At 65.0% G+C, this 12,501-nt stretch carries 12 protein-coding genes; 3 read left to right on the top strand and 9 right to left on the bottom strand.

All coding sequences use genetic code 11. The annotated features are described in order from the left end of the window. Positions 1-63: 63 nt before the first annotated feature. The 3 genes from ACM1PE_RS07255 to ACM1PE_RS07245 form a co-directional block, all read right to left on the bottom strand. Positions 64-1,593 (bottom strand): YifB family Mg chelatase-like AAA ATPase, encoded by a 1,530-nt coding sequence (locus ACM1PE_RS07255; RefSeq protein WP_419342844.1) that lies wholly within the window; start codon positions 1,591-1,593, stop codon positions 64-66. A 183-nt stretch (positions 1,594-1,776) separates the two neighbouring features. Continuing rightward, positions 1,777-2,028, bottom strand: a complete 252-nt coding sequence (locus ACM1PE_RS07250) for an accessory factor UbiK family protein (protein ID WP_054458252.1) — start codon at positions 2,026-2,028, stop codon at positions 1,777-1,779. Positions 2,029-2,208: 180 nt separating this feature from the next. Further along, complete coding sequence (locus ACM1PE_RS07245) at positions 2,209-2,622, bottom strand: DUF5339 family protein (protein ID WP_118933320.1); 414 nt, start codon at positions 2,620-2,622, stop codon at positions 2,209-2,211. Positions 2,623-3,162: 540 nt separating this feature from the next. Here ACM1PE_RS07245 and ACM1PE_RS07240 point away from each other — a divergent pair. Next, positions 3,163-3,501: a P-II family nitrogen regulator gene (locus ACM1PE_RS07240; protein WP_054458254.1), complete on the top strand. Its 339-nt coding sequence runs from the start codon at positions 3,163-3,165 to the stop codon at positions 3,499-3,501. 28 nt (positions 3,502-3,529) lie between these two features. Then, positions 3,530-4,768, top strand: a complete 1,239-nt coding sequence (gene amt / locus ACM1PE_RS07235) for an ammonium transporter (RefSeq protein ID WP_013392915.1) — start codon at positions 3,530-3,532, stop codon at positions 4,766-4,768. A 106-nt stretch (positions 4,769-4,874) separates the two neighbouring features. Here the strand turns inward: amt and ptsP are convergent, their stop codons facing one another. The 6 genes from ptsP to thrS all read right to left on the bottom strand — a co-directional run bounded on the left by ptsP (position 4,875) and on the right by thrS (position 11,137). Further along, positions 4,875-6,584 carry a phosphoenolpyruvate--protein phosphotransferase gene (ptsP, locus tag ACM1PE_RS07230; protein ID WP_419343818.1) on the bottom strand — a complete coding sequence of 570 codons (1,710 nt, stop codon included), beginning with the start codon at positions 6,582-6,584 and terminating at the stop codon, positions 4,875-4,877. A gap of 103 nt (positions 6,585-6,687) precedes the next feature. Further along, positions 6,688-6,957 carry an HPr family phosphocarrier protein gene (locus tag ACM1PE_RS07225; RefSeq protein ID WP_013392913.1) on the bottom strand — a complete coding sequence of 90 codons (270 nt, stop codon included), beginning with the start codon at positions 6,955-6,957 and terminating at the stop codon, positions 6,688-6,690. A gap of 109 nt (positions 6,958-7,066) precedes the next feature. Then, positions 7,067-7,468 (bottom strand): PTS sugar transporter subunit IIA, encoded by a 402-nt coding sequence (locus ACM1PE_RS07220; RefSeq protein WP_054458255.1) that lies wholly within the window; start codon positions 7,466-7,468, stop codon positions 7,067-7,069. Between the two features lie 18 nt (positions 7,469-7,486). Further along, on the bottom strand, positions 7,487-8,458 hold the full coding sequence (gshB, locus tag ACM1PE_RS07215; RefSeq protein WP_059380526.1) for a glutathione synthase: 972 nt from the start codon (positions 8,456-8,458) through the stop codon (positions 7,487-7,489). Between the two features lie 154 nt (positions 8,459-8,612). Beyond that, positions 8,613-9,164, bottom strand: coding sequence for a translation initiation factor IF-3 (infC, locus tag ACM1PE_RS07210; protein ID WP_080551054.1), 552 nt, complete (start codon positions 9,162-9,164; stop codon positions 8,613-8,615). A 20-nt stretch (positions 9,165-9,184) separates the two neighbouring features. Further along, positions 9,185-11,137: a threonine--tRNA ligase gene (gene thrS / locus ACM1PE_RS07205; protein ID WP_419342840.1), complete on the bottom strand. Its 1,953-nt coding sequence runs from the start codon at positions 11,135-11,137 to the stop codon at positions 9,185-9,187. Between the two features lie 599 nt (positions 11,138-11,736). On the opposite strand from thrS, the gene ACM1PE_RS07200 reads away from it, so the two are divergent. Further along, the gene (locus ACM1PE_RS07200) at positions 11,737-12,477 is read left to right on the top strand and encodes a response regulator transcription factor (RefSeq protein WP_059380524.1); all 741 of its coding nucleotides are present in this window, start codon (positions 11,737-11,739) and stop codon (positions 12,475-12,477) included. The last annotated feature ends 24 nt before the right edge of the window (positions 12,478-12,501 follow it).

The following is a 12,501-nucleotide window of genomic DNA, read 5'->3' as shown; positions in this document are numbered from 1 at the left end:
ATTTTGTCGAGCCAGGCAGCCGGCAAAGCGCAACCCAGGCTCATTGGGCGTCCGCAGGGAGTCTCATACGCCCGGCCGCCGGTACTGCACCGCCTGGGCAATGTGGCGGGCGCCCAGGGCGTCCTCCCCTTCCAGATCGGCGATCGTGCGCGCCACCCGCAGCGCCCGGTGCATGGCGCGGGCCGAGCCCGCCAGGCGGCGCATGGCCTGCAGCAGCAGGGCCTGGCCTTCGTCATCCAGACGGCAATGCTCGTCCAGTTCCGCTCCCGCCAGCGCGGCGTTGGGCTTGCCCTGGCGGGCCTGCTGGCGCTGGCGGCAACGCGCCACACGTTCGCGGACCGGGCCGGACGCCTCCCCCGGCGGCTTGCCCATCCATTCGGGGTCGGATGGCGGCAAGGCCACGTGCAGATCGATGCGGTCCAGCAACGGACCCGATATCTTGCCTGCATAGCGCGCCACCTGATCCGGCGTGCAGGCGCAGGGCCGCCCCGGGTGCCCACGCCAACCGCAAGGACACGGATTCATGGCCGCCACCAACTGGAAACGGGCAGGAAACTGCGCTGCGCGCAGCGCCCGTGCGATGACCACCCTGCCCGTCTCCAGGGGTTCGCGCAGGGCCTCCAGCGTACGGCGGCTGAACTCCGGCAATTCATCCAGAAACAGCACCCCATGATGCGCGAGGCTGATCTCGCCTGGACGGGGACGGCTCCCCCCGCCCACCAGCGCCGCCGCCGTGGCGGAATGGTGCGGCGCCCGGAACGGAGGCTGGCCCACGGGCGCGTCGGACAAGCCAGCCAGCGCGGCAACGGCGGCAACTTCCAACGCCTCGCCGCGCGCCAGCGGCGGCAGCAGCCCCGGCAGGCGCGCCGCCAACATGCTCTTGCCCGCCCCCGGCGGCCCTATCATCAAGAGACTATGTCCGCCCGCCGCAGCAACCTCCAGGGCCCGCCGCGCCCCCGGCTGCCCCCGAACGTCCGACAGGCACGGCCCGGGCGCAGTCGCCGGCCAGGGCCGGGGTACGGCATTGGGCAACAGACAAGCACCGGCGGCGTGCGCAGCCACGTCGGCCAATGTGCGCGCCGACAGCACGCGCAGCCCGGGAACCCAGGCTGCCTGCTCGGCGCTGCCCGCAGGCAGGATGAGCGTGGCGCCGGGCGCCTCCCGGGCGACGCTCAGCGCGATGACCAGCGGCGCCGCGACCGGCACCAACGCGCCAGTCAGGGATAGCTCGCCGGCCAGCACCAGGTCGGCCAGGGCCGGATCGCGAACGGGTGATTCCGGATCACGGACGTCCGCCGGCGCGGCCAACTGGCCGGAGGCCAGCAGCAGGCCCAGGGCAATGGGCAGGTCGAAACGCCCCGACTCCTTGGGGATGTCGGCGGGCGAAAGATTGACGGTGATCCTGCCCGGCGGGAACTCGAAGCCGCTATTCAGGATGGCCGCGCGCACGCGCTCGCGGCTTTCGCGCACTTCGATATCGGGCAGGCCGACCACATTGAAGCTGGGCAGGCCCGGGCCCAGATGCGTTTCCACGCGGACCGCATGGGCATCCAGGCCGCACAGGGCGCGGCTGGCAAGTACGGCTAGCGTCAAGGCGGCCTCCGAGTAAGAGCTGGGTCCGCCAGTATCCGCAAACGCGAGGCGTCCGCGGCGGCGGCCGTGACAGAAGCATCACGCCCGCCCGCCACAGATGCGCACGCGGAAATGGAAAACGGCCGCTGATCGCGGCCGTTTCCGGGAAGCGTTCCCTGCCGGCCGCGATGCGGCCGCCAGCGCTTACTTGTCCAGCGCGGACAAGCGCGACTCCAGCTGCTGCACCTGCGCGGCCAATTGATCCACCCGAGCGCGGGTGCGCGCCAGCAGGTCGGCCTGGACGTCGAATTCCTCGCGCGTGACGAGATCCAGCTTGGAGAATGCCTGCGTCATCATCGCGCGCACGTTGCGCTCGACATCCGCGGCCGGGCTGCGGGCGATCAGGTCGGAGATGTTCTTCTGGATGTCTTCCATCCACTGGGTGCGATTGTTCATGACGGCCTCACTGTGTTCTTGATGCCTCAAGTGTAGTGCGTCGGAATGCCGTTTCCGGACCCGTCCGGCAAAAAAGGGCCGCCTCGATCCAAAAAAAGAGGGCGGGCCGCATGCGGTGACCGCCCTTCAAAGCACAGGAGAAAACCGGGCTGCCATGGCGGCAACCCCCTACCAACATCGTTACGGGCAACCCATCTGGCTTGCCGACTGCGTGAACGTATCCGACGACTGCTTGCATTGCGCCGCCAGCTGCGCCTTGTCGCTGACCGCGCCCCATTGCGCCCTGGCCGCGTCAAGCTGCTCCTTGATCGCGGCGGCAGCCGGATTGCCGCTGCCGAGCTTGTCCATGCAGGCATTGATCTTGGCGACGTAGGCCTCGCACTCGGCGGGAACGGACGCCACAGCGCCTGCCGCTGGAGCAGCCGAGGAAGGCGGAGTTGCGGGTGGAGGCGGCGTCGCGGGAGCCGCAGGTGCGGGCGCAGGAGCGGTGGCGGCCGGCGTGGCGGCCTTTTCTTCGCTCTTGTTGCAACCGGCCAGCGCGGCGAGCGACGCGGCCAGGGCCAAAGTGCAGAAAGCCTTGCGGTGGATCTTCATGACTACCCCTTCCCGTTCCTGCTTTCTCTTGGAGATCCGTCGACGCGGAGGCTCCGCCTGCGGCCCAGCCTGTTTGGGGACAGGCTTGAACTGATATCGATTCTTCTGCAGCCGCTCTTCGGCAACAAGCCGACGGGTGTAAACCCTCGTATCACGCGACCGCGCCGGCCGCACCGATTCCGGCGCGCTCCGACGTCTCGCCGCATGTCTGTCGATTTGCGCCAGAGGCGCGCCGCGCATGGCTCTGCGGGCAACAGGCGGTCCGTCGATGGTTCTACAAATAAGCTGATATGCCAATATAAAACGCAATAAAACACGCATCAATTTGCTACAAATATTGGTTGAGAAACATATCTTGTTGCTTGCCCCAAGGGCTGGCGCGGCGCACCAACTTGAAGCCGACCAGCGGTGCATGAAGCACCAAATCGGTGCAATCAGGCACACCTTCAGCGCACCAACCTCCTCCGCTGGGCCATGTCCGACATGGCATGGAATTTGCTTGATAGGTGAGGCCAACGTGCAACCATGAGAGGAAATGCCATGAAACTCATCATCGCCATCATCAAGCCCTTCAAGCTCGACGAAGTGCGGGTGGCTCTATCCGGGATCGGCGTCCAGGGTCTGACTGTCACTGAAGTAAAGGGATTTGGCCGCCAGAAGGGCCATACCGAGCTGTATCGCGGCGCCGAGTACGCCGTCGATTTCCTGCCCAAGCTGCGCGTCGAAGCCGCCGTGCCTGACCATCTGGTCGATCAGGTCATTGAAGCCATCGAACAGGCGGCCCGCACCGGCAAGATCGGCGACGGCAAGATCTTCGCCGCGCCGCTCGAACAAGTGATCCGCATCAGAACGGGTGAATCCGGCGAAGCTGCGCTGTAAATAAATAAAGACTCAATGGAGCCTGAAAATGGATAAAGCAGATATCTCCTGGTTGCTCGTCTCTACCCTGCTTGTATTGATGATGGCCGTACCCGGTCTGGCGATGTTCTATGGCGGCCTGGTGCGCAGCAAGAACGTGTTGTCCGTGCTGCTGCAGGTACTGTGCACGTTCGTGCTGGGCCTGGTGCTCTGGTTCATCTACGGATATTCCCTTGCCTTCACCGAAGGCAACGCCTTCTTCGGCGGCCTGTCGCGCGCCTTCTTCTCCGGCATGTTCACCCCGTCCGACGGCAAGTACGCCATGTCGAACTCGCTGACCGAACTGCTGTTCGCCTCCTTCCAGGCCACCTTCGCCGGCATTACCTGCGCGCTGATCGTCGGCAGCTTCGCCGAACGCGCCCGCTTCTCGGCGGTGCTGGTGTTCACGGTGATCTGGTTCACGTTCGCCTACGTACCGATTGCCCACATGGTCTGGTTCGCGTCCGAAACGGCGCCGGGCCTGCTGAACGCCAAGGGCGCCCTGGACTTCGCCGGCGGCACCGTGGTGCACATCAACGCCGGCGTGGCCGGCCTGGTGGGCGCCTACGTGGTGGGCAAGCGCGTCGGCTACGGCCGCGAAGCCATGCAGCCGCACAACCTGCCGATGACCTTCGTGGGCGCGGCGCTGCTGTGGGTGGGCTGGTTCGGGTTCAATGCCGGCTCCGCCTTGGCCGCCAATGAGAACGCCACCCTGGCCTTCTTCAACACCATGATCGCGACCGCCGGCGCCGTGCTGTCCTGGCTGTTCACCGAATGGGCCGTCAAGGGCAAGCCCTCGATGCTGGGCGCCGCCTCGGGCGCCGTCGCCGGCCTGGTCGGCATCACCCCGGCCGCCGGCCTGGTGGGTCCGGTGGGCGCGCTGGTCATCGGCGTCATTGCCGGCATCGTCTGCGTCTGGGGCGTCAACGGCCTGAAGCGCCTGCTGCGCGCCGACGACGCGCTGGACGTATTCGGCGTACACGGCGTGGGCGGTATCGTGGGCGCCCTGCTGACTGGCGTGTTCAATGCGCAGATCCTCGGCGGTCCCGGCCTGGCCGAGCCGGGCATGATCGGCCATCAACTGTGGGTCCAGCTGGAAGGCGTGCTGCTGACCATTGTCTGGTCCGGCGTGGTGGCGTGGATCGCCTACAAGATCGCCAACGCCCTGTGCGGCATGCGCGTGCCGGAAGACCAGGAGCGCGAAGGCCTGGACGTCACCAGCCACGGCGAATCGGCGTATCACAGCTAAGTCAGAAGCCTCTCCCCCCGCCCGCCGGATGGCATGGGCGGGCGGGGATAAAAAAGGCGCCGGGGCATTCCGCCCGGCGCCTTTTTTCATGCAGCGGCGAACCGCCTCAGGCCAGGTCCAGCGTGTCCAGGTCCACCGGCAAGGCGCGGTTCAGGGCGCTGGCCACCTTCACGCGCAAGGCGTTGGAGTGCGCGCGCCGGACCTCGCGCTTGACGTCCAGCAGCTGCTGGGGGTGCATGGAGAACTCGGTCAGGCCCAGGCCCAACAGCAGCCGGGTCATGCGCGAATCCCCCGCCATCTCGCCGCACACGGCAACCGGCTTGCCGGCGCGCTCGCCCGCATTGATGGTGTGCGCAACCAGGCGCAGCACCGCAGGATGCAGCGGATCGTACAGGGACGCCACGTCGTGGTCGCCGCGATCGATCGCCAGCGTGTACTGGATCAGGTCGTTGGTGCCGATGGACAGGAAATCCAGCGCCTGCGCGAACGGTTCGATGGCGATGGCGATGGCGGGCACCTCGACCATGGCGCCCACGTCCATGTGGGGCGCGTAGGCCTGGCCGCGCGCATCGAGCTCGCGGCGGGCGGATTCGATGGCAGCCTTGGTCGCCACCACCTCGTGCATGTGCGCGATCATGGGAATCAGCAGGCGCACGGGCCCGTGTGCCGAGGCCCGCAGTATGGCGCGCAACTGGGTCGCGAACATCTCCGGACGCGCCAGGCAATAGCGGATGGCGCGCTGGCCGAGCGCGGGATTGGTGGCCACGGTGGCCTCGCCGTCCAGCGTCTTGTCCGAGCCGATGTCCAGCGTGCGGATCGTGACGGGCCTGCCGGCCATCACCTTGACCACCGACGAATAGGCTTCGTACTGCTCTTCCTCGCCCGGCAGGTCCGGACGTCCCATGAAGAGGAATTCGCTGCGGAACAAGCCGATGCCGTGCGCACCGGAAGCCAGCGCCAGCGCGGCTTCCTCAGGCAATTCGATGTTGGCGTGCAGCACCACATCGATGCCGTCCAGCGTGACCGAAGGCTCGTCGCGCAGCAGGCTCAGCTCGGCGCGCTCGTCGGCATAGGCCGACTGGCGGCGGCGGTATTCCTCGAGAATGCGGTTGGACGGATTGACGATCACCGCGCCGGCCGCGCCGTCGATGATCAGCATGTCGCCGTCGCGAACCAGTTCCCGCACGTTGCCCATGGCGACCACCGCGGGCACGGCCATGCTGCGCGCCACGATGGCGGTATGCGAAGTAGGACCGCCCAGGTCCGTCACGAAGGCGGCAAAGCGGCCGCCGCGCAGGCGCAGCATGTCGGCGGGCGAAATGTCGTGGGCCACGACCACCAGCGCGTCGTCGCCGCCCATGTGAGACATGTCGGGCAGGATCGCCGAGGTGCCGGCCAGCACATGCAGTACCCGTTCGATGACCTGGCGCACGTCGGCCCCGCGCTCGCGCAGGTACTCGTCCGCCATGGCGTCGAATTGCTGGCCCAGGATCTGGCCCTGCGTCGTCAAGGCCCATTCGGCGTTGTAGTGGCGTTCGGCGATCAGCGCCAGGGTCTGCTCGGCCAGCAGCGGGTCGCCCAGCAGCAGGCTGTGCACGTTGAGCATGGCGCCGAGCTCGCGCGGCGCGTCGGCCGGCAAGGTATCGGCCAGCTGCAGCAGTTCCTGCTGCGCCGAAGCCAGCGCATCGGTGAGCCGGCTGCTTTCGGCAGGCACATCCTCAGGCGAGATGCGGTAGTGCGCGACCTCCAGCGCCGCCGCGCCCATGACGACCGCGCGGCCGATGGCATATCCCTTGGCGACGCCTTTGCCGTACAAACAGACAACGGGGCCGGCAAAGCCAGCCCCGTTGGGTGCATCATTGAGGGTCGTAGACGCGCCGGCCTGGGCGATGCTCAGGCCGGCGGATTCGGAAGAAATTCTATTCCTGCTCACCGAATTTGCTATCGAACAATGATTGAATTTCAGAAAGGGCCTGATCGGCGTCATTGCCGGAGGCCTCCAGCTTTACCGTCACACCCAGCCCGGCCGCCAACATCATGACGCCCATGATGCTCTTGGCGTTCACGCGCTGCGCGCCGCGCGAGATGAAGATCTCGCTGGAAAACTTGCTGGCCAGCTGCGTCAGCTTGGCCGCCGCCCGGGCATGCAGGCCCAGTTTATTGCTGATGACGATGTCTGTATTAGGCATAGGAAATATTATGGCTGCGGCATGAGGCCGCAGTGTTGATCACAGCAAACCGTCGAACCGTCAATCGGCCTGAATGGATAGCCGACATAATAGGGCAAACTTCCGCCCGTCAGTCTACACGTAAGACACCCTGAAGCCCCCCGGCCAGCGCCTTCTCGCGGGTTTCGGCCAAGGGCAGATTGCGATAGGTCAGGGCCCGCAGCAGCATCGGGGTGTTCAATCCGGCCAGCACGCAGCACTGAATGCCCTGGGCCTGGGCATCGGAGACGGCGCGCTTGGCAATATTGGCGGGCGTGGCGCCGATCAGGTCGGTCAGCACCAGTACGCCCGCGCCGTGCTCCTGCTCCAGGATGTCCTTGAGGACTTGCGGCGCCAGATCGTCCGGCCGGTCTTCAGGCTGGATGTCGTGTATGGCCAGCATGCCGTCCAGGTTGCCCATGACGTGGCTGGCGCAATCGCGTATCGCTGCGCCCAGGGGCGCGTGCACGACGATGACTATACCTGTGGTCATGACAGGAATCCTGGCGGGTCAAGCAGCAGCGGCAGGGGTCGCCACGGCCTTTTCCAGCGCCTGGACGAACATGCCCGCGACGTCGAAACCGGTTTGCTCCGCGATTTCCACGAAACAGGTGGGGCTGGTGACGTTGACTTCGGTAACGTAATCGCCAATGACGTCCAGGCCGACCAGCAGCAGGCCGCGGGCGGCCAGCTTGGGGGCCACGGCCTCGGCGATCTCGCGGTCGCGCGGGGAAAGTTCCTGGGCCACCCCGCGGCCGCCGGCCGCCAGGTTGCCGCGGGTTTCACCGGCCAGCGGAATGCGGGCCAGCGAATACGGCACCGGCACCCCGCCGATCAGCAGGATGCGCTTGTCGCCCTTGACGATGTCGGGAATGTAGCGCTGCGCCATGATGGTGCGCGCGCCATTGTCCGTCAGCGTTTCCAGGATGGCGTTGAGATTGGGATCCTTGGGCTGCAGCCGGAACACGCCCGTGCCGCCCATGCCGTCCAGCGGCTTGACGATGACATCGCGATGCTCGTCGTGGAACGCCTTCAGGCGGGCCATGCTGCGGGTCACCAGCGTAGGCGCGGTGAACTCGCTGATTTCGGTGATGGCCAGCTTTTCGGGATGGTTGCGGATCGCCGCGCCGCTATTGAAGACGCGGGCGCCTTGCGCCTCGGCGTACTCGAGCAGGTGCGTGGAGTAGACATACTCCATGTCGAACGGCGGATCCTTGCGCATGACCACCGCGCCGAATTCCGCCAACGGCAGATCCTGGGCGGCAGACTCGCGCCACCAGTCGTGGCCGTGCAGATCGGCGTCCGCGACCAATTCGATGGGGGTGGCCGCGGTCTTGACCGTGCCCGCCTCGATATAGAGATCGCCCTGCATGGCCACGCTTAACGTATGGCCGCGCGCCACCAGGGCGCGCATCATGGCGACAGAGCTGTCCTTGTACGCCTTGAGCAGCGGCAAGGGATCCAAAACGAACAATACATGCATCGCGACACCCTGAACGGACACCGCCTTCCCTCGCGGGAAGGCGGCTTTATGACATCGTAGCGCAGAGCCGCCCAATTAGCGAACCCGCCGGCGCCATGACTGGCGGCAGATCGCACAAGCGGCGTAGCCTCCCTGGGGAGACTACGGCAGGAGCTCAGGCAGCCGATTCAGGCTTGCCCGCAGGCACGGCCTTTTTCTTCGGCGCCAGCACCATGACCATCTGACGGCCTTCGAGCTTCGGCATGGCTTCGACCTGGGCAAGTTCCAGCAGATCGTCGCGCACACGTTCAAGCACCCGCATACCGAGTTCCTGGTGAGCCATTTCGCGGCCACGGAAACGCAGCGTCACCTTGGCCTTGTCGCCTTCTTCGAGGAAGCGGCGCAGGTTGCGCAGCTTGACCTGGTAGTCGCCCTCGTCGGTGGCCGGACGGAATTTGACTTCCTTGACCTGGATGACCTTCTGCTTGGAACGAGCTTCGGCTTGGCGCTTCTGCTCCTGGTACTTGAATTTGCCGTAGTCCATCAAACGGCAGACCGGCGGTTCGGCGTTCGGCGCGATTTCCACCAGATCCACGTCGCTTTGCTCGGAAAGACGGAAGGCGTCGGCAATCTTGACGATGCCGAGCTGTTCTCCGTCCAGACCTATCAGGCGCACCTCGGGGACGCGGATTTCACCGTTGATGCGATTGGCTTTTTCAGTGGCGATGTTGAAAGCTCCTAGAAATGTTAAGCAGCGCTGCTATCAGAATGAACGACGTCGCGACGGGTGGAAACGTCCTCGGACAAACGCGCGACGAACTCGTCGTATGCGATGGCTCCAAGATCCAATCCGCCCAGTCCGCGTACGGCTACGGTGCCGTTTTGCTTTTCCTTGTCGCCGACGACGAGGATGTACGGCACCTTTTGCAGGCTGTGCTCCCGAATTTTACGAGTGATTTTTTCACCGCGCAAATCGGACTCTACTCTAAAGCCTTGTTTTTTCAGGCTTTGCGTGATTTCAGCCGCATAATCGGCCGAAGGTTCGGAAATGCAGCACACGACCGCCTGCACCGGAGCCAGCCAGGGAGGCATGGCGCCGGCGTGGTTTTCGATCAGCATGCCGATAAAACGCTCCAGCGAACCGAGGATCGCGCGGTGCAGCATGACCGGCGGGCGGCGCTGGTCGTTCTGGTCCACGTACTCGGCGCCCAGGCGCACGGGCATGGAGAAATCGACCTGGATCGTGCCGCACTGCCAATGGCGGCCGATGGCGTCCTTCAGGGTGTATTCCACCTTGGGGCCATAGAAGGCGCCCTCTCCCGGCGAGATCTCGAATTCGCAACCCGTGCGGCGCAGGCTCTCCATCAGGGCGGCTTCCGCCGTATCCCAGACTTCGTCCGTGCCGATGCGTTTTTCCGGACGCGTAGCGACCTTGTACAGCACTTCCGTGAAGCCGAAGTCGCGGTAGACCTTCTGCAGCAACGCCGTGAAATCGGCGCACTCGTCCTGCAGCTGTTCTTCGGTACAGAAGATGTGGCCGTCGTCCTGCGTGAAGCCGCGCACGCGCATCATGCCGTGCAGCGAACCCGAGGGTTCGTTGCGGTGGCACTGGCCGAATTCGCCGTAGCGCAGGGGCAGCTCGCGATAGGAATGCAGGCCGGCGTTGAAGATCTGCACGTGGCCCGGGCAGTTCATCGGTTTCAGGCCGTAGACGCGGTTCTCGGACTCCGTCGTGAACATGTTTTCACGGTAGTTGTCCCAGTGGCCCGTCTTTTTCCAGAGCGAAATGTCGAGGATCTGCGGCGCCTTCACTTCCTGGTAGCCGTTGTCGCGGTAGACGGAGCGCATGTACTGCTCCACCTGCTGCCACAGCGCCCAGCCCTTGGGGTGCCAGAAGATCAGGCCCGGGGCCTCGTCCTGGAAATGGAACAGGTCCAGCTCGCGGCCAATCTTGCGGTGGTCGCGGCGTTCGGCCTCTTCCAGCATGTGCAGATAGGCTTCCTGCTCTTCCTTGGTCGCCCAGGCCGTGCCGTAGATGCGCTGGAGCATCTCGTTCTTGCTGTCGCCGCGCCAGTAGGCGCCGGCCACCTTCATCAGCTTGAAGACCTTCAGCTTGCCCGTGGACGGCACGTGGGGGCCGCGGCAAAGGTCGATGAAGTCGCCTTCACGGTACAGACTGAGCGGCTCGTTCGACGGAATCGAGGCGATGATCTCGGCCTTGTACTTTTCGCCGATGCCCTTGAAGAACTCAACGGCGTCGTCGCGCGACCATTCCTCGCGCGTGACGACTTCGTCCTTCTTGGCGAGTTCGGCCATCTTCTTCTCGATGGCGGCCAGGTCTTCGGGCGTGAACGGGCGCTTGTACGAGAAGTCGTAGTAGAAGCCGTTGTCGATCACCGGACCAATGGTGACCTGGGCATCGGGAAACAGCTCCTTGACGGCATAGGCCAGCAAGTGCGCCGTCGAGTGGCGGATCAGATCCAGGCCGTCGGCGTCCTTGGCGGTGACGATGGCCAGGCGCGCGTCGCCCTCGATGCGGAAGCTGGTGTCGACCAGCTTGGAATCCGAGCCCTCAAACGTCACGCGGCCGCCCAAGGCGGCCTTCGCCAGGCCCGTACCGATCGATTGCGCCACTTCGGCAACCGTTACCGGCCCCGGATATTGGCGCTGCGAACCATCGGGCAATGTGATCTGTACCATCGGGAGTGCTTCCTGGGGGGTTCTGGGAACTAAAAAAACAAAATACGGAAACGAAAAACGCGGCCAGAGAGCCGCGTTTCTTGGATTGTCTTGCTGAGTCCTACCGCTGACCTGACACGGTGAAACCCGACGCACGAAAACTTAACGCGACATAGGGCGAAAGTTCCGGGTCGTAGTTCGTGCCAGCGGGAAAAACATGGTGTCTGGACCTAATGATGCTCGCCGCAGCGGCAGGGATCAAAAACAGCAAACAATGCACCGCGCAACAGAAGCTGTGCTTATCGTCCACGATTGTATCACTACTTACGCCTTTTCCGTGGCTAAAGCGCCACAACACGCCCTTCAGGGCGCGTCGGTTGCGCCCGCCGGCGCGCGCGGGCGCCATAACTCAAAACCTCATCTGCCGTCGCGGCCTAAATCCCGGCTGTTCCACGCGTGCTTCTCGCATATATGACAGGTCGACGGTGCAACAGTCTGATATTGGCGCGATTCACCTCCCGCAGGCCATGCGAAAACGTAATCTGCCTTCGCAAATTCAGGACACCCGCGACCTGCGCAATCGACCGCCGGCGTTCCCCCATCCTGCATGTGGAGCATCGATGAAAACTGTCTCAGCGCTCACCCTCAAAGCGCCCCCGCACCTCAACCCCGAGCCCGCCGACAGCGGCGACCGCCCGGGCACGCGCCGGCACCTGCTCCTGTCCCGGCCGCCGCCTCTCATCAAGGTGGCGATCCTGGACGACCACCCCGTGGTTGCCGTGGGCGTGGGCGCCTATCTGGAGAGCCGGCCGGGCTTCCGGGTGGTGCATCGGGAAACTTCGGCACGTTCCCTATTGGAGAAACTGTCCCACTCGCCCTGCGAAGTCGCCCTCGTCGATTTCTACCTGCCCCTGGAACCCTGGGATGGCGTGAACTATCTGCGGCGCCTGCGCCGCCACCACCCGGAAATGGCGCTCATCACCTTCTCGGCGGGCAGCCGCCAGGAAACCCAATACGCCGCCTTTCGCGCAGGCGCGAACGGCTACTTCGCCAAGGAATGCGGCATGGTGCTGCTGCCGGAAATGATCCGCGGCGTGCTGGCTGGCAAAGAGGCGTTCCTCACGGTGCAGGACGGCAAGGTCCGGCCGCAGCAGCCGACGCACCCTCATTCGGCCTTGACCACCTCGGAAGTGGAGGTACTGCGCCACATCAGCCAGGGCCTGTCCGTCACGCAGATCTCGGCGCGCCTGATGCGCAGCAAGAAGACCATCAGCACCCACAAGCGCCGCGCCATGCGCAAGCTGCAGCTGTCCGACGATTTGTCGCTGGCGCTCTATCTTCGGGAGAAGTTCGCCGAATGAACGCAGCCCCAGGCTCCGCGCAAC

The organism is Achromobacter sp. PD1 (assembly GCF_048541815.1).
GTDB lineage: Bacteria > Pseudomonadota > Gammaproteobacteria > Burkholderiales > Burkholderiaceae_B > Achromobacter > Achromobacter bronchisepticus_A.
This window is presented reverse-complemented; position numbering and strand designations above follow the sequence as displayed.